Here is a 17,043-nt window from a genome sequence, read left to right as displayed (position 1 = left end):
TCTACCCGCCTCCCTGTACTTGCTGCCCGATATCCTTGATAGCTGCTAACCAAGCAGATAGATCCGTACCTCTATCTCGAACTTGCCCCTGCATCCAAGGTTCTTTCTCTAAGGTTATGTAGAGCTTCTCTTTCCAACTCTCGAATGTGCCGCTCCGTATTTTGGCAAGCACGTCCCATTCAAGCATCTCTTTAAAAACACGTTGTCTAGCTTGTTTATCGGCCACTCTACTCTGAATCAATAACCGCAAATCACTAAGGAAATCGAGGTACGTTTCATACTCTTCACCATATGCGTTGTCTAATTCTTGAGCAATTTTACGAGCAGCTGAAGGACTTGCTCCACCTGTTGAAACGGCAATAACTAACTTCCCTCTTCGAACAACAGAAGGCGCGATGAAGGAGCTCAATTGAGGTTGATCAACAACGTTGATTAGTTGACCCTGCCGTGATGCTATCTCATGCACGTGAGCATTCACTTCCGCATCATTCGTTGCAGCTACAACCAAGGTGTAAGGCGCAAAATCTGAACTTTCATCGATCATGATTGATGGATGAAACGTTTGCCTATACAGAACCACTTCAGACTTGTTCTCCATCTCCATAAGTCCCTCAGTAAATTCTGTGCCTACGATCGTTACACGGGCACCTGCTTGCAGCAGTGATTTCACCTTTCGTTCAGCCACAGCCCCTCCGCCGATAACTAAACATCGGCGTCCAGACAGATTCAGCATAATTGGATAGGGATGATTTATCGTCGTTAGCTCCATATCCACCCATGAAAACCTGAAACCAGATTAGAAACCACGAAATTGAGAACTACAATTAAGAATGCTGCGAGGTTCCATGCTGCCAGCTTATTTCCCGAAATACGCATAGAATGCTGCTGAAATAAATAGAAAGCGTACGCTGCTAACACAAAAAATGAATTAATCACCTTAGGATCATAAAGTAAATTACGATCTCCCTCCAGTACAACCCAGACCACACCCAGACTTAAAGCCATAAGAAGCAATGGTGCTCCGATAATAACGGAGAGATAGGTATAATGCTCAATTTTCTCAAGTGAAGGTAATCTCATAACCGTTTGAGAAAATTTCTTCGCTTTCAACATTTTGTGTAAAAACACATACATGCCTGAGAAAATAGCTGCAATCGAGAATGCCACGTAACTGCCAATCGCCAGGGTAATATGGATAAATAATAGCTCATCATTGATGTCCCAATCGGGCTTAATTGGCGTTACATTCGGATTACCGAATACATTCAAAGCCAAAATGGCAAAACCAAGCACATTCACAAAAAATACAAACAATTCAATCCGGATAAATCGATTAATCAACAGTGAAATCGTGACAATCAACCACGAAAACATAAAAAGTACATCCGATCGGGCAAACGCCCATTCCGTCAAATGACCATACAAGTTAATTCCTAAGTAAGCGGTTTGCAGAACCCATACAAACAAAAGCAGCCCCGTCCCCATCCGTTTCGCGCTTCGGTTCGCATTAGCGAAATCCGAAAAGTAAAACAATAGGCTCAGGGCATACATATAAATCATCGCATCAAACAACCAGCTACGTGTTACCATGGCACCTCTCCTAGGCGATTAGCGCCCTTTTCTTCAAGATTGGGCTAGAATATCAGCGTTCTGTAAATTAAGCACGGACAACTTATCATCCAGCATCTGCTTAGCTTCAACTGCTTTATGCCCGGCTTCTAGTTCTTGTGCTAACTGATTGGCTTGCTCTTGTTGTTCAAGGGTCTCTTCTAGGGCAAACAGTTTCGTGAATAACTCAAGCGCTTCATCACCATGACGCTCTCCCGCCATTTCCTTAATGCGAAGGATCGGGTCTCGCAGCACTTGATTCACAATGCTTTTCGTTAATTTACGAATAACTTTAATTTCACGTTCATCAAGGTCAGGCAGCTTCTTTAACATGTTATCCATCGTCTCTTCGTGGATCTGACTCGCTTTTGTTTGAAGAGCGCTAATGACTGGACTTACACCTAGCGTCTTCGTCCATTGTTCGAAAACACCCATTTCAGACTCAATCATTGTTTCAATCTTCGCTGCTTCTTTCTTTCTCTCTTGTAAATGTTTATCTACGATATTCTCCAGATCATCGATATCATAAAGAAAAACATTAGGTAAGCCGCTAATTTGTGGATCTAGATCACGAGGGACAGCAATGTCCATCATGAAAAGCGGACGTGACTTTCTCTTTTGAACATAGGACTGAATATCATTCTTCGTAAGAACATATCCCGGAGCGCCCGTCGAGCTAATAATAATATCCACTTCCGCTAAATGCTCCAGCATGTTATCCATGGTACATGGAATGCCGTTAAATTTCTCCGCCAATTCCACAGCACGTTCAAACGTACGATTAACCACGATAACTTTGTTAGCTCCATTCGCGTAAAGATGCTTAACGGTCAGTTCGCTCATCTTACCAGCACCAATAATCATAACCGTTTTGTTCATGTAAGAGCCGAATATTCGTTTACCAAGTTCCACTGCGGCGTAGCTGACGGAAACTGGATTATTGCTAATGCCTGTTTCGGAGTGTGCTTTTTTGGCAAGTGTCACGGATTGCTTAAACAACGTATTGAAATAAGCCCCGGTTGCTTTCATATTTTGAGATGATAAAAAAGCATCCCGCACTTGTCCTAGAATTTGGGTTTCCCCAATGACCATGGAATCTAAACCGCTTGTTACGCGGAATAAATGTTCAATCGCTTTTTCATTTTCATACATATATAAATGCTTTTGGAATTGATCCTTGCCGACTTGGAACCAACGTTCAATGAAGTGTGTCAAGTAATGACTGCACATCTGCGGTCGATCCACAACAGCGTAGATTTCCGTGCGATTGCAGGTGGCGACAATTACACACTCCAATATACTTTTCGTTTCTTTCAATTCTGCCAATGCCTTAGGTAAATCCTGATCGGAGAAAGCGAACTTCTCCCGAATTTCTACCGGGGCCGTACGATAGTTCAAGCCTAGTGCGATAATATGCAAAGGTACCACCTGCCTTTCCGTCTAATTCTATGTACTATTATAGCACAGCAAAACATGCAATCCGACAAATTTTTTGTATAATTTATGAATGCTACATTCTGCTCGTTAGTTTTAACAGCATTTCGTTCCTATATACCTAATATAGCGATCTTTGAGCTCCACTCAAGAAAAGATCCCTATATTGACCATTTTATTGAAGTGCTTTTTTTCGTATAAAAGAGGTTAAATTTCGATCTAGTTCCGCCAGCTTCGTATTTTGGGACGAAACAATATCGCCATTCGAAGCCATGATTTTCTCATACAGATCGTACAGACTCTTGTACTGAAGCCAAACTTCCTTCAAAACCTGGATCTCATCAGGCTTTAATGTTCGCTCTCCCCCCACCTGCAGACGCTTCAAGTACTGCGTTAGCTGGGTCATACTGTCCAGTGAAGTCAGATATTCGCTTCCTCCCGCAGCAAGCACCAGGCGTTCATGCGTATAACTTGCCGAGTAAAGGGCTTGTTGGACAGCATTCAATCGTTCGGTATCTTTGCTTTGAGCAGCTTCTTCCAGATAGCTCTTCAGAAGTTCCATCTGAAACAGAGAAACTTGATACAGTAGATGGGTAGCATCATGCTCTTCTTTATGAGGACCTAATATTTGAATGAGTTGATAAATAGGCCAGATGATGAGAAAGAGAACAATACTATAAATCACTGCTTTTCTAACTATTTTCTGTTTCAAATCTGTTCCCCCATTTCATGTTTGCTTCATGTTTGGACATGTGTCGCAATAACATTGTATGGGTATCTGGACAAACAAATAACCACGGATTTCTCCGTGGTTATCGTTATTGTTATGCGCAGATTCTTATTTAACAAGCTCTGCATGCTTTATTTCAGGAGTTTCTACTTGTAGTTCACCCATTCCGCGAACTAATTTCTTCGCATAGAATGTTTCTGGTTTCAATACGGATACCATAAAGTCGATCGCTAATTGAGGGTCCACTGTCTCACCGCATGTATAACAGTCAAGCGCGGCAAAACCTCTCTCAGGATAAGTATGAATGGAGAGATGACTCTCGGACAACATAACAAGTACAGTTGCTCCTTGTGGTTCAAATTGCTTGGATTGTACAGATAGTACGGTTGCTCCGCATACCTCGGCAGCTTCTACCATCTGAGCTTGCAGCCAATCTGCATTGTTCAGAAGTTCGAAATCTACCCCCCAAGTATCTACAGCAACGTGTCTTCCGAAAGTTGAGTATTCTGTTTCCATCTTTCGGTTCCCCCTTCCTAGGAATAAAATGTCTGAAAAAAAATTTCATCCGCTAGGACCTACGTCATTCACTTCCCGAGGGTATTATCTCTCGCAACATTCAATGTCCTGAGTGAATCCTGGTTCCTATATTGTTTTCAACGAGAATAAAAATAACATCTATCGACGAGAAATGCAATAGTTTTTTTTTGCTAAATGCCTTAAAACAAAAAAGACCCTAAAAAGGGTCTATTATAATTGTAGGTATATGTGTAGTTAAGCCTCCAATATAAACAAACGATGCGTTAGCTCATTGAGGCGAGTGTCGATCTGTTGATGTTCTTCCTGTTGCTGCAGCATATTACGCAAATCTAGAAGATGGTTAATTTGATCGTAGATCATTTCAATCTCTTGCTCGACTTCTCTCTTTTGGAACATTTGCTGCATGAGACCAATGGTGTCTTTGTACTCATAGATAACGGTCAACAATTGCCCTTTGACTTCCTCGATTTTAACGACGGTTCCACGTTCATAGTAGTAAACCATTGTATAACTAGGGTAAATTCGGTTTACTGTTGCGCTTCCTTTAAACTCTGACACTGCTTTACGCATCAAATTAGCAAGTAAGGTGTTACTTAATCTGCAGGATCCTGTGCATTCATATAGGCCCGATTTCTTCTCAAATGAAAGGACGATTTCCTGACCTGCTCCATCTTGAAAAACAACCTCTTGGTTGCCATTTTCTAAGACTTTCACTTGCAATGTCACTTGATGATCCACAAACATTTGAAAAAACTTGAACATCTCGGCTTCTGTTAACTGGAGGCAGGTTTTGACATATTCAGTCGCTAACCTTTGTGCCATAAAAATCCCTCGATTCTTTGTTTTCAAGCCATTAACTATTACCTTGTTTATTATTATACTACATGCGTCTCTAATATTCCTGCGTGCATTTCATTATAATCAGCCAAATATTCTGAAAAAACCAAGGAATTACGGAATGCCAGCAAATTTTCCCCAGTAAACCTCGCTTTCCCGTGTGCTTCTTCTTGATTTTCTCTGTCTTTTGACGTCCTTCTTATCCTTACACAAAAAACCGCCCTATGAATCAGGACGGTTCTTGTTCTTTATCTTGTTCTTGCTGGGTCACGAGTTCATTTGCTTCTTCAGGCTCTGGTTCTCCATAAGCGATGGCTTGCTCTAGAATCCCCCACAGCTCGTCCTTGCCGAGCCCAAGCTCCGAGGAAAACATCAACGGTTGGACACCCTTATCCATACCCAGTGTTTCTCGAACAATCTTGATATGCTTCGGCCATCTGCTTTTCGGGATCTTATCGGCCTTGGTTGCAACGACGATGACTGGGACATCATTATGTCTTAGCCACTCGTACATAGCTTGATCATCTTTGGAAGGAGGATGCCGCAAATCAACTAATTGCATAACAAGGCGCAGTGTTTCTCGATTCATTAAGTAGCTCTCAATGAATTTCCCCCACTGCTCCCGTTTCGTTTTGGAAACTTTGGCGTAGCCATAACCTGGAAGATCTACGAAATATAAGTCCTGATTGATCTTATAATAATTAAGCGTTTGGGTTTTGCCGGGCTGTGAGCTGGTTCTGGCCAAATTTTTGCGGGAGATCAAACAGTTAATGAGTGATGATTTCCCGACATTAGAACGCCCTGCCAGAGCAATCTCTGGCAAGGCATCCTCTGGATATTGGCTAGGTCCAACCGCACTGATAATAAACTCAGCTTGATTGACTTTCATGGATGTTCAACTACTTTCTATCGTTATCCGACTTGCACGGGAGGCTTATTTTTGACAAGTGCATGTTCAAGCACTTGATCCATATGGCTAACTGGAATGAAGGTCATCTCGGCGCGGACACTTTCTGGAATTTCGATGATGTCTTTCTCATTATCCTGAGGCAGCAGGATGGTACGGATACCAGCTCGATGTGCAGCGAGCGCCTTTTCTTTGAGTCCTCCGATTGGAAGTACCCGGCCGCGCAATGTAATTTCACCTGTCATAGCAACCACACGAGAAACAGGAATATTCGTCAAAGCTGAAATCAATGCCGTTGCCATCGTAATTCCTGCGGATGGACCATCTTTTGGAATGGCGCCTTCAGGGATATGAATATGGATATCGTTCTTCTCATGAAAGTCAGGTGCAATGCCGAGCACGTCAGCCCGTGAGCGTGTATAACTGAAAGCAGCTTGAGCGGACTCCTTCATCACATCACCGAGTTTACCCGTCAAAGTCAATTTGCCTGTTCCAGGCATTACGGTGACCTCAATGACTAAGGTATCCCCGCCAACTTCTGTCCAAGCAAGGCCTGTCACTGCACCTATTTGATCTTTCTCTTCAGCTACATTATAGCGGAACTTGCTCGGTCCTAGATAGTCCTTCAAGTTTTCTTCCGTAACATGTACCGGTGTAGTTGGGTCAGATACGATCTTTTTAGCCGCTTTTCGATTCATACCTGCGACCTGCTGCTCTAAATTACGAACGCCCGCTTCACGTGTATATTCACGAACGATTTTCATTAAGGCATCTTCATCCACAACAAGTTGGTCTTCTTCTAGACCATGGTCACGCTTCTGCTTAGGCAGCAAATACTTTTTCGCAATTTGAAGCTTCTCAATCTCTGTGTAGCCAGGAATGTAGAGAACCTCCATCCGATCTAGCAGAGGGCGAGGAATATTGTGAACAGCATTCGCCGTTGTCACGAACATGACATTGGACAAGTCAAAGGGAACTTCAATGAAATGATCACTAAAAGTGCTATTCTGCTCGGGATCAAGAACTTCAAGCAATGCCGAAGCCGGATCGCCGCGGAAATCCATTGCCATTTTATCAATTTCGTCTAGTAAGAAAACAGGATTATTCGTTCCAGCATTCTTCATCCCCTGGATAATCCGTCCCGGCATAGCCCCAACATACGTACGACGATGACCGCGAATCTCAGCTTCATCCCTAACCCCGCCAAGCGAGATACGAATGAACTGTCTTCCCATGGATCTAGCAATCGAACGAGCAATGGAGGTTTTACCAACGCCCGGAGGACCAACTAAACAAAGGATAGGTCCTTTCAGCTTCTTAACAAGCTTCTGTACCGCTAGGTACTCGAGTACGCGTTCTTTTGGCTTATCGAGACCGAAGTGATCCTCATTCAAGATTTCCTCGGCTTTATCCAAATCCAAGTCATCATCCGTATTTTTGGACCAAGGCAATCCAAGCAGCCAATCAATATAGTTACGGATGACGCCTCCCTCGGCAGAAGTCGCTGGCATCTTCTCTAGTCGGTCGATTTCCTTCTCAACCTTCTCGCGGACTTTATCTGGCAATTCGGCTTCCGTCAACTGGCTGCGTAGATCATCCACTTCGCCAGCGCGGCCTTCCTTATCGCCGAGTTCCTTCTGGATTGCTTTCATTTGTTCGCGAAGGTAGTACTCCTTCTGCGTTTTCTCCATTTGTTTCTTAACACGTTGACTAATTTTACGTTCAAGTTCAAGCACTTCTCGCTCATTGTTCAAGATATTGAGCATTTTCTCGAGACGCTCACGCACATCTACGGTCTCCAGAATCTCTTGTTTATCCTTAATTTTGAGCGATAAATGGCTGCATATGACATCTGCTAAACGGCCTGGTTCATCAATGTCCGATACCGCAGCAAGCGTTTCTGGTGTAACTTTTTTCGACAAATTAATGTAATGCTCGAATTGGCTTAGTACACTTCGCATGAGTGCATCGATCTCAGGATCGGTGATTTCTTGCTCCGGTAATTCCTTAGCCGTGACTTCATAATATTCATCATTCATAAGGTATTCAACAATCTCAGCACGCAAAACGCCTTCTACCAATACACGAATGGTTCCATTCGGTAGTTTCAGCATTTGCCGTACCTTAGCAATTGTCCCGATGCGATAAATATCCTCTTTGGCAGGTTCTTCTATGTTGATCTCTGATTGAGAGCAGAGGAGAATCATGCTGTCATCCACCATTGCCCGCTCGAGTGCTTTAACCGACTTTTCTCGCCCTACATCCAGATGTAGAACCATGCTCGGATAAACCAGCAGTCCCCTTAGAGGCAATAGCGGCAATCTGCGCACCTTGATTTTTCCGGGTCCCATCCTCTGCACCTCCTAATATATGGATCTTTGAACGGAGTTCAAAGTCTCTCCGCTTCATGGATCTTTGAACGGAGTTCAAAGTCTCTCCGCTTCATGGATCTTTGAACGGAGTTCGAAATCACACCGTCTCGGATCTCTGTACGATATTCAATGTCATTTATTTCTGTACCCTCGTTGCCCTTTACATTTTATCAAAACTGCAAACAAAACACCAACTGGCACTCTGACGCGTCATGTGAGGTCTTCTTTACTCTGATTTAGGAGTCAATTGTATGTTGTGAATTTGCATGTAAAATGGGTAAAGACGAAGCTGGAATCGTCCTTTCCGTGGCAAAAGGCAAGTGAATCACATTATCATGGAGTTCTAAGCCTAATGCAACTTCCAGCACTTCTTCGATTGAGTCAGCAGCAAGCACCTCTACTCCCGGCAAATTAGCAAACATTTCTTGCCAGTTTTCTTTAGGGATAATAACTTTGGTAGCTCCCGCTTGGAATGCAGCTTCGACCTTCGCTACAACGCCGCCAACGGGTTTAACTTTACCATGGATACTCATTTCCCCCGTCATTGCCAATTTATTATCCACAGGTATTTTATGTATCGCAGATGCAATAGCTGTCGCCATGGAAATGCCTGCAGAAGGTCCATCGATAGGCACTCCGCCAGGGAAATTAATGTGTAGATCATAATCTGACGTATTAAATCCAAGTTTGCGAAGGACTGTCAGCACATTTTCCACTGAGCCACGCGCCATACTCTTTCTGCGAATGGTTCGAGAGCCTCCTCCCATTTCCTCTTCATCTACAACACCCGTAATATTAAATTTCCCAGTACCCGCAGTTGCAATTGGTATTGCGGTCACTTCGATCTCAAGTAGTGTACCCAAATTAGGTCCATAAACAGCTAATCCATTGACGAATCCAATTTGCGGTTGTGCAGGTATTTTTCGTTCTGGTCTAGGTGGGATCTGCGATGAATTGACAACCCACTCAATGTCGGCTGCGGTAATCTCATCTCGTTTATCCGTTAAGGCAATACCCGCGGCAAGCTGAATCACATTCACAGCCTCTCTGCCATTGGTTGCATATTTCGTTACCACTTGAACCGCTGCTTCACATTTCTTGAAGCCAATCTTATCCAGAGCTTTCCGAGCAATTTCTCCTACCTCACTCGGTAAAAGAGGACGGAAATAAATTTCCAAGCAGCGCGAACGGATAGCTGGAGGAATCTCGCTAGGTGTACGTGTTGTAGCCCCTACTAAACGGAAATCAGCAGGGAGACCATTTTGAAATATATCATGAATATAGCCTGGAATATTCGTATCCTCGGAGCTATAATATGCGCTCTCTAGAAATACTTTGCGATCTTCCAGCACCTTTAATAATTTGTTCATTTGTGTGGGGTGTAATTCACCGATTTCATCGATAAATAAAATACCGCCATGCGCCTTCGTTACGGCACCTGGTTTAGGCTGTGGAATCCCCGCAACCCCCATTGCACCTGCACCTTGATAAATAGGATCATGAACCGAACCTATCAACGGATCGGCAATTCCTCTTTCGTCAAAGCGTGCAGTCGTGGCATCGATCTCTGTAAATTTGGAATCCGGCCGGAAGGGTGAATCCTGATTTTTCTTAGCTTCTTCTAAAACAACACGAGCAGCAGCCGTTTTACCAACCCCAGGCGGACCATAAATAATGACATGCTGCGGATTGGGACCGCATAGCGCTGCTTTTAGGGCTTTCAATCCTTCAACTTGGCCAACGATATCCTGCATGGAGGACGGTCTTGTTTTCTCTGAGAGCGGTTTTGTTAGCGAAATGGATCTCAGCTTTCTTAATTTCTCCAATTCTTTCCTGGACTCTCTATCGACAGCAGACCGATTCGTCTGTTGATTACGCAGCAAATTCCAGAAATACAACCCAATCACAACAGCAAAGAAAACTTGAATTACCATAAGAATAATACTTAAACTCATTTGTCATACCTCCTAGGAGCTTTGCTTTGGCAAAACTGTCGTCGTAATCATAAGCTTCGGTTTCGAAATAAAACTAATTTCGCTCAAACTTTTGTCATAGCTTCCATTATTCCCGTGAAAAAGAAGGTTAATCCAATACATGCAAACTTTTGCGTGACGTATGATAGCCCTCTTACAGAAGAAGGATAAGAGTAGATATTCATGCAAAAGGACGTGATTCGTTTGAAGCAAAGCTTGATGATTTTACTTGTTTTCCTCTGTCTTTGTAAGACCTCTGATGCATCCGCTTTAGCTGATGATCCCTTACTGCCTAATGCTGATATCATTATCGACGTAGGACATGGAGGCATAGATAGCGGTGCTTTACATGGTAAATATCAAGAAAAAGATATGAACCTAGCCATATCCAAAAAAACGTACAAGCTCCTTAAGAAAAAGGGTTATCGCGTCATTATCAACCGAACGGAAGACTACGCATTAAGTGAAGACAATAAGTGGTCGTTCGGTGGAAGACACCGCAAGGATTTAGCCCAGCGTTCCGGACTCGCCAACACCATTAAGCCCAAAATGATGCTAAGCATGCATATTAATTGGTCCGGCAAATCCGATCGAAGAGGCCCACTTGTCATTTATCAAAATCAATCGGATAGCATTTTGCTTGCTCAACTTTTGCAGGAATCCCTAAATCGTATCTATGGTACGGAAGAAAAGCCTGTTCTCGGTAAAAAGTATTATGTGCTTAGGCACACAAAATGCCCAGCTGTCATTGTTGAACTTGGATTTATTTCAAATAAATCAGACCGCAAGCTGCTGAATGATTCTCATCATCAGGCCAAGCTAGCAAAAGCCATTACTCAAGCGGTAGATCAATACTTTGCCATGATTCATCCTAATTAGTATTTAGCTTCATTGTTTGTGAAATCGGAACAAAAGTAGCTTCCTTTTGAATGATCGGAATAGCCTCTTTGATAACTTGAGCTGTCTTTTTCCCTGGTGGACCCACATGTCCGATCGCGATGACCATGTCTCGTTGATGGATTAATTTTTTAAACTTTACCATTTGCTTGCTGATGTGACTGTACGTATAAAGATCATCGAAGAAAAGTTGATTCTCGGAATAAGGAACTCCATTTTGCCCCGCTAGCTTGCCGATTAGGCTTTTTGAAGTCGTACGGCTATCTAATAAAATGAGATTTTTCTCTTTGCAGATTTCAACGAGAATTTTCATCACTCTCTCATCTGCGGTAGCCTTGGATCCCATATGATTATTAATTCCTATTACATAGGGAATATCTTCGATTGCCGCTACGATCCTTTTGTGAATCTCATCATTCGATAAGTCCGTAGTAATGGCCCCTGGGCCTAACCAGCTCTTCTTACCCCTCACAGGCTCCATCGGCAGGTGTAGAATGACTTCATGTCCCTTATCGTGTGCTAATTGAGCATCTTGTTTGGAAGAGGGCAGGAATGGCATGACAGCGACAGTTAAAGGGATGGGGAGATCCATCATCTCTTTGGTGCCGTCCATATTGTTGCCAAAGTCATCAATGACAATGGCCACCTTCTTCGTCTTGATCTCAGCTGCAAGCTGTGAAGGCATTGCCACATTTGTGGCACCGGTATGCATGGGTAAAAGAAGCAAAAAAATCCCTGCGATTACCGAAAGGGTAATGTGACGAGCAGTCCTATACTTGCTTAGCAAATTCATAGCATCTCCTTGTTTGCATGTAAGCGTTAGAAAAACTTACTTCAAATGAACAAGCTTTCCAGTTTTACTCATTATGCTTCTCTTGTGCTACAAATATGCGTGAAAGGAATTAAATGGCGCACATACGTTGCTCTAATTCAAATTTTTACCGCATATTTCAAAAATAGAGCCCTGTAGTTACCAATTCCGTACAGTCATAGGCTCTGAATTCCAACAGACAACACAAAAAAGCCGTTAAAAGCACCTCACTCGAGGCACATTTAACGGCTTTCTTTTTTAACATATATGCTATTAGTGCTTACGTCCTGGAATAACACCCGTTTTTTCATAAGAATCTACGATGATATCAATTTCTTTCTTCAACTCATTGAGCAGTTCTGCTTCAGGAACCTTACGGATCATTTCTCCATAACGGAAAAGCATGCCTTCACCACGAGCTCCTGCAATCCCAATATCAGCTTCACGCGCTTCCCCTGGACCATTTACTGCACAGCCAAGTACAGATACCTTAATCGGCACTTTGATCTTTGCAATATAATCCTCGACTTCGTTGGCTATCGAGAACAAATCAATATCTAACCGCCCACAGGTAGGGCAGGAAACGAGAGTTGCAGCATTGGTAATCAAGCCAAATGTTTTGAGCAATTCGCGAGCTACTTTAATCTCTTCTACTGGGTCCGCGCTAAGCGAAATACGCAGGGTGTTACCGAGTCCCATATTGAGCAGAGTTCCGATACCTGCCGCACTCTTTACGGCCCCTGTAAAGAGCGTTCCAGCCTCTGTAATCCCGAGGTGAAGTGGGTAGTTGAATGCTTTAGCTGCCTGGGAATAAGCTGCAATCGCCATAGGAACATCGGAAGCTTTGAGTGAAACGATAATATCGTGGAAATCAAGCTCTTCCAGAACGTTAATGTGGAACAAGGCACTTTCTACCATAGCCTCAGGCGTTGGGTATCCATACTTTTCAAGAAGATGATTCTCTAGTGAGCCAGCATTGACCCCAATACGAATTGGAATACCACGTTCTTTACAAGCTTTAACGACCGCTTCTACCTTCTCGCGGCGGCCGATATTACCTGGATTAATACGCACTTTATCGATGCCATTCTCAATAGCAGCAAGCGCTAAGCGATGGTCAAAATGAATATCCGCAACAAGTGGAATATGAATTTGTTTTTTGATTTCTTTGATTGCCTCAGCGGCTTCTTTGTTATTAACCGTAACACGAACGATTTGGCAGCCTGCTTCTTCCAAACGAAGGATTTCTGCTACTGTCGCCTTCACATCCGCTGTCTTGGTTGTGCACATACTTTGCATGATGACTTCATTACTGCCACCGATCGTCAAATCGCCTACACGAACGGCCCGCGTATCTTTTCTATGGAACATTATGGTTTCTCTCCCCATGACACCAAACATCCTCCGCTCCAATGCCCTTTAGCAGGGTATCGGATTGGAGGCTGTGTGTAATTTGTGAAATTATGGGTTACGCGCTTTCTTCTTTTTTCTTACCAGTCGCCTGCGCGCCATCTTTGGTCGTTAAAACAGGAGTGATCTTGTTTTGAACCGTCTCCTTAGATACCACACATGTCGTGACGTCTGTTCTCGAAGGGACCTCGAACATCACATCAAGCATAATGCTTTCAATAATAGCTCTCAGGCCGCGCGCGCCAGTATTACGTTTGATTGCTTCTTTGGCAATGGCATCAAGCGCCTCTGCGTCAAATTCGAGTGAGACATTATCCATCTCAAGCATCTTCTGGTATTGCTTCACGAGCGCATTTTTAGGCTCCGAAAGAATACGCACAAGGGCTGGTTCATCCAGCGGCTCTAGTGTAGAGATGACCGGTAAACGACCAACGAATTCCGGGATTAAACCGAATCGTAAGAGATCTTCCGGAAGCACCATGGATAAGTACTCGCCTGGTTTCAAATCAACTTTTGCACCATCCGTGCTAAAGCCAATCACTTTTTTACCGATTCTGCGTTTGATAATTTGCTCAAGGCCATCAAAAGCCCCGCCGCAAATAAACAGAATGTTGGTTGTATCAATTTGAATGAATTCTTGATGCGGATGCTTACGTCCACCTTGAGGAGGAACAGAGGCAACTGTACCTTCAAGAATTTTGAGTAAAGCTTGTTGAACACCTTCGCCGGAAACGTCTCTAGTAATAGACGGGTTCTCGGATTTACGTGCCACTTTATCGATCTCGTCAATATAGATAATGCCGCGTTCGGCTTTTTCTACATCATAATCTGCAGCTTGAATCAGCTTGAGCAAAATATTCTCGACGTCTTCGCCCACATAACCAGCTTCTGTTAATGAAGTGGCATCCGCGATTGCAAAAGGAACATTCAGAATTTTGGCAAGCGTTTGCGCTAGCAACGTTTTACCGCTTCCTGTAGGTCCTAGTAGCACGATGTTACTTTTTTGAAGCTCAACATCTTCCAATTTGTTTTGCGAATTAATACGCTTATAGTGGTTATAAACCGCTACAGCCAGCGATTTTTTCGCTTGATCCTGCCCGATCACGTACTGATCCAAAATATTGCGAATTTCCTTTGGTTTCGGAACATCTTTCAGATCTAGCTCTTCTTCATGCCCTAATTCTTCTTCCACAATCTCCGTGCAAAGCTCTATACATTCATCACAAATGTAAACTCCCGGACCTGCAACAAGTTTGCGAACTTGGTCTTGGGATTTTCCACAAAAGGAACATTTGAGTTGGCCTTTTTCATCGTTAAATTTAAACATGGGATCACTCCTTTATTTCAAGTCGTTTCGAGTGATAACCTCGTCGATTAACCCGTATGTCTTCGCTTCATAAGCGCTCATAAAGTTATCCCGGTCGGTGTCTCTTTCGATCTTTTCAAGCGGCTGTCCCGTACGGTCCACATAGATCTGGTTGAGTTTTTGTTTCGTTTTGATAATCCAATCCGCGTGGATTTTGATATCGGTTGCTTGACCTCTTACACCGCCGAGCGGTTGGTGAATCATGACTTCTGCATTCGGCAGCGCGTATCGCTTACCTTTGGCACCTGCGGTTAATAGCAGAGAGCCCATACTTGCAGCCATACCCACACAAATCGTAGATACATCTGGTTTAATAAACTGCATGGTATCGAAGATACCCATTCCAGCTGTTACAGATCCACCTGGTGAATTGATATATAAGTGGATATCCTTATCGGGATCCTGAGCTGATAAAAAGAGCAGCTGGGCAATGACCAAATTAGCCACATCGTCATCAATAGCGCTCCCAATGAAGATAATGCGGTCCTTTAATAAACGCGAGTAGATATCGTAAGAACGTTCCCCACGAGCCTCTTGTTCAACAACCATAGGAATAAGACTCATTGTACCAACTCCTTTTGCGGCAATAGCCAAGTTCTCTCAATTGAGATTCAGATACAGTTTAACACGTTTGAACAGCAAAGTCATTTTTTCAGAGAACTGCTATGTATGAGGGTATTTCTTATGGTCTTGGGCAGTTTGGGGGCTAAAATAGGGTAAAAGAAAGGCACGTTGCTTACGTACGTGCCTTTACTTACCTTATTTATACTGCTGCGGAAACATGCTTGCTATTTTCAAGCAAGAAATCAACCGTTTTTCTAATCACAAGATCGTTGCTCAGACCTTCTAGGCTGCCGTTAGAAGCAAACAGTTCACGAAGTTCTGCCGTTGTTTTTTGGTAGGATTGTGCATATTTCTCAAGCTCCGTGTCAACTTCCTCATCGGAAACTGTGATTTTTTCTGCAGCTGCGATGGCTTCAAGAACAAGGTTGTTACGAACACGCTTATCAGCATCTTCTCTCATTTGTTCTTTCAGCACGCTCTCGTTTTGACCGGAGAACTGGAAGTAGATCTCAAGTGTCATGCCTTGGGAGCGAAGACGTCTTTCGAATTCCTTCACCATAACATCTAGCTCTGCTTCTACCATGGAAGCTGGAATTTCAACTTCAGCGTTAGCTGCAGCTTTTTCAACAACAGCTGTTTCCAGAGCAGCCTCTGAATCTTTTTCTTTGCGCTCTTGAAGACGTTTTTTTAGTTCTTCTTTGTACTCTACAAGTGTATCGTACTCACTCACATCTTTTGCAAATTCATCATCAAGCTCTGGCAAATTTTTGCGTTTAATGTCGTGAATCAGCACTTTAAACACAGCTGCTTTGCCTTTCAGATCTTCGGAGTGGTAGTTTTCAGGGAAGCTAACGCTAACTTCTTTCTCTTCGCCTTTACCAAGACCTACGAGCTGCTCTTCGAAACCTGGAATGAAGGAGTTGGAACCAAGCTCAAGGGAATACTTCTCCGCTTTACCGCCTTCGAACGCTTCTCCATCAACGAATCCTTCGAAATCAAGGACAACGACGTCACCATTTGCTGCTTGTCCTTCTTCAAGGACAACCAATTCAGCATGACGCTGTTGCAAACGTGTAAGCTCTTCATTCAATTCTTCATCCGTAACATCTGCGCTTACCGCTTCAACTTCGATACCTTTGTACTCGCCAAGTGTTACTTCAGGCTTAACAGTTACTTTAGCTTTGAACTTCAGTACTTGTCCTTTGCCGAATTGCTCAACGTCTACTTCAGGACGATCGACAGGCTCGATTTTAACCTCTTCAATTGCTTCCACATAAACTTCTGGCAAAATGATATCTAAAGCATCTTGATACAAGCTTTCTACACCAAATTTAGCTTCAAAGATAGAACGAGGTACTTTCCCTTTACGGAAACCTGGAACATTTACTTTCGCGGATACCTTTTTAAATGCTTTATCCAAAGCATCTGCGACGCGCTCTGCGCCAACTTCCACTTCAAGAACGCCTACGTTCTTCTCTATTTTTTCCCAACTTGCTTTCATTTTATGCTTTCCCCTCCAAAAATGTACGATGACATATTTTCACGTTACGCTCATTACAACCATTCTATTATACCATATAAGATTTTCATTTCAAGG

15 protein-coding genes are annotated in these 17,043 nt (G+C 43.3%); 1 reads left to right on the top strand and 14 read right to left on the bottom strand.

The genetic code is table 11. From position 1 onward, the window contains the following. Position 1 precedes the first annotated feature (1 nt). The 9 genes from QFZ81_RS06335 to lonB all read right to left on the bottom strand — a co-directional run bounded on the left by QFZ81_RS06335 (position 2) and on the right by lonB (position 10,380). Entirely contained in the window at positions 2-769 is a 768-nt protein-coding gene (locus tag QFZ81_RS06335; protein ID WP_307446708.1) for a precorrin-2 dehydrogenase/sirohydrochlorin ferrochelatase family protein, read from the bottom strand. Next, a complete protein-coding gene (locus QFZ81_RS06330; RefSeq protein ID WP_307446710.1) occupies positions 760-1,590 on the bottom strand; it encodes a cytochrome C assembly family protein in 831 nt (276 codons plus the stop codon). Before QFZ81_RS06330 ends, QFZ81_RS06335 begins: the two co-directional genes overlap by 10 nt. 33 nt (positions 1,591-1,623) lie before the next feature. Next, positions 1,624-3,027 (bottom strand): glutamyl-tRNA reductase, encoded by a 1,404-nt coding sequence (gene hemA / locus QFZ81_RS06325; protein ID WP_307446713.1) that lies wholly within the window; start codon positions 3,025-3,027, stop codon positions 1,624-1,626. Between the two features lie 190 nt (positions 3,028-3,217). After that, positions 3,218-3,754, bottom strand: coding sequence for an S-adenosylmethionine decarboxylase (locus QFZ81_RS06320; protein ID WP_307601957.1), 537 nt, complete (start codon positions 3,752-3,754; stop codon positions 3,218-3,220). Positions 3,755-3,880: 126 nt separating this feature from the next. Beyond that, positions 3,881-4,288 carry an adenosylmethionine decarboxylase gene (gene speD, locus QFZ81_RS06315; protein ID WP_056836369.1) on the bottom strand — a complete coding sequence of 136 codons (408 nt, stop codon included), beginning with the start codon at positions 4,286-4,288 and terminating at the stop codon, positions 3,881-3,883. A gap of 255 nt (positions 4,289-4,543) precedes the next feature. Beyond that, positions 4,544-5,131 carry a non-ribosomal peptide synthetase module gene (locus QFZ81_RS06310; RefSeq protein ID WP_307446720.1) on the bottom strand — a complete coding sequence of 196 codons (588 nt, stop codon included), beginning with the start codon at positions 5,129-5,131 and terminating at the stop codon, positions 4,544-4,546. Between the two features lie 244 nt (positions 5,132-5,375). Next, on the bottom strand, positions 5,376-6,035 hold the full coding sequence (yihA, locus tag QFZ81_RS06305) for a ribosome biogenesis GTP-binding protein YihA/YsxC (RefSeq protein WP_307446722.1): 660 nt from the start codon (positions 6,033-6,035) through the stop codon (positions 5,376-5,378). A gap of 23 nt (positions 6,036-6,058) precedes the next feature. Continuing rightward, positions 6,059-8,404, bottom strand: coding sequence for an endopeptidase La (gene lon / locus QFZ81_RS06300; protein ID WP_307446726.1), 2,346 nt, complete (start codon positions 8,402-8,404; stop codon positions 6,059-6,061). 257 nt (positions 8,405-8,661) lie between these two features. After that, positions 8,662-10,380, bottom strand: coding sequence for an ATP-dependent protease LonB (gene lonB / locus QFZ81_RS06295; protein ID WP_307446729.1), 1,719 nt, complete (start codon positions 10,378-10,380; stop codon positions 8,662-8,664). Between the two features lie 201 nt (positions 10,381-10,581). Here lonB and QFZ81_RS06290 point away from each other — a divergent pair, with 201 nt between their 5' ends. Beyond that, on the top strand, positions 10,582-11,277 hold the full coding sequence (locus QFZ81_RS06290) for an N-acetylmuramoyl-L-alanine amidase family protein (protein ID WP_307601955.1): 696 nt from the start codon (positions 10,582-10,584) through the stop codon (positions 11,275-11,277). Here QFZ81_RS06290 and QFZ81_RS06285 read toward each other — a convergent pair. The 5 genes from QFZ81_RS06285 to tig form a co-directional block, all read right to left on the bottom strand. After that, entirely contained in the window at positions 11,270-12,088 is an 819-nt protein-coding gene (locus tag QFZ81_RS06285) for a divergent polysaccharide deacetylase family protein (RefSeq protein WP_373462697.1), read from the bottom strand. The two genes, QFZ81_RS06290 and QFZ81_RS06285, sit on opposite strands and share 8 nt — an antisense overlap. A 291-nt stretch (positions 12,089-12,379) precedes the next feature. Further along, positions 12,380-13,477: a flavodoxin-dependent (E)-4-hydroxy-3-methylbut-2-enyl-diphosphate synthase gene (ispG, locus tag QFZ81_RS06280; protein WP_307446734.1), complete on the bottom strand. Its 1,098-nt coding sequence runs from the start codon at positions 13,475-13,477 to the stop codon at positions 12,380-12,382. 97 nt (positions 13,478-13,574) lie between these two features. Beyond that, positions 13,575-14,843 (bottom strand): ATP-dependent protease ATP-binding subunit ClpX, encoded by a 1,269-nt coding sequence (clpX, locus tag QFZ81_RS06275; RefSeq protein ID WP_057306183.1) that lies wholly within the window; start codon positions 14,841-14,843, stop codon positions 13,575-13,577. 12 nt (positions 14,844-14,855) lie between these two features. Continuing rightward, entirely contained in the window at positions 14,856-15,446 is a 591-nt protein-coding gene (clpP, locus tag QFZ81_RS06270) for an ATP-dependent Clp endopeptidase proteolytic subunit ClpP (protein ID WP_307446742.1), read from the bottom strand. A 199-nt stretch (positions 15,447-15,645) separates the two neighbouring features. Continuing rightward, entirely contained in the window at positions 15,646-16,947 is a 1,302-nt protein-coding gene (tig, locus tag QFZ81_RS06265) for a trigger factor (protein ID WP_307446745.1), read from the bottom strand. Positions 16,948-17,043 lie beyond the last annotated feature (96 nt).

This window comes from Paenibacillus sp. V4I9, assembly GCF_030817295.1.
Classification (GTDB): domain Bacteria; phylum Bacillota; class Bacilli; order Paenibacillales; family NBRC-103111; genus Paenibacillus_E.
The sequence above is the reverse complement of the archived record's forward strand: the minus strand, read 5'-3'. Positions and strand labels throughout refer to the sequence as shown.

Excerpts from the sequence above, each read along its gene's own strand:
- QFZ81_RS06335 (WP_307446708.1), bottom strand. The coding sequence starts at position 769 with ATGGAGCTAACGACGATAAATCATCCCTATCCAATTATGCTGAATCTG.
- QFZ81_RS06330 (WP_307446710.1), bottom strand. The coding sequence starts at position 1,590 with ATGGTAACACGTAGCTGGTTGTTTGATGCGATGATTTATATGTATGCC.
- speD (WP_056836369.1), bottom strand. The coding sequence starts at position 4,288 with ATGGAAACAGAATACTCAACTTTCGGAAGACACGTTGCTGTAGATACT.
- QFZ81_RS06310 (WP_307446720.1), bottom strand. The coding sequence starts at position 5,131 with ATGGCACAAAGGTTAGCGACTGAATATGTCAAAACCTGCCTCCAGTTA.
- yihA (WP_307446722.1), bottom strand. The coding sequence starts at position 6,035 with ATGAAAGTCAATCAAGCTGAGTTTATTATCAGTGCGGTTGGACCTAGC.
- lon (WP_307446726.1), bottom strand. The coding sequence starts at position 8,404 with ATGGGACCCGGAAAAATCAAGGTGCGCAGATTGCCGCTATTGCCTCTA.
- lonB (WP_307446729.1), bottom strand. The coding sequence starts at position 10,380 with ATGAGTTTAAGTATTATTCTTATGGTAATTCAAGTTTTCTTTGCTGTT.
- QFZ81_RS06290 (WP_307601955.1), top strand. The coding sequence starts at position 10,582 with ATGCAAAAGGACGTGATTCGTTTGAAGCAAAGCTTGATGATTTTACTT.
- QFZ81_RS06285 (WP_373462697.1), bottom strand. The coding sequence starts at position 12,088 with ATGAATTTGCTAAGCAAGTATAGGACTGCTCGTCACATTACCCTTTCG.
- ispG (WP_307446734.1), bottom strand. The coding sequence starts at position 13,477 with ATGTTCCATAGAAAAGATACGCGGGCCGTTCGTGTAGGCGATTTGACG.
- clpX (WP_057306183.1), bottom strand. The coding sequence starts at position 14,843 with ATGTTTAAATTTAACGATGAAAAAGGCCAACTCAAATGTTCCTTTTGT.
- clpP (WP_307446742.1), bottom strand. The coding sequence starts at position 15,446 with ATGAGTCTTATTCCTATGGTTGTTGAACAAGAGGCTCGTGGGGAACGT.
- tig (WP_307446745.1), bottom strand. The coding sequence starts at position 16,947 with ATGAAAGCAAGTTGGGAAAAAATAGAGAAGAACGTAGGCGTTCTTGAA.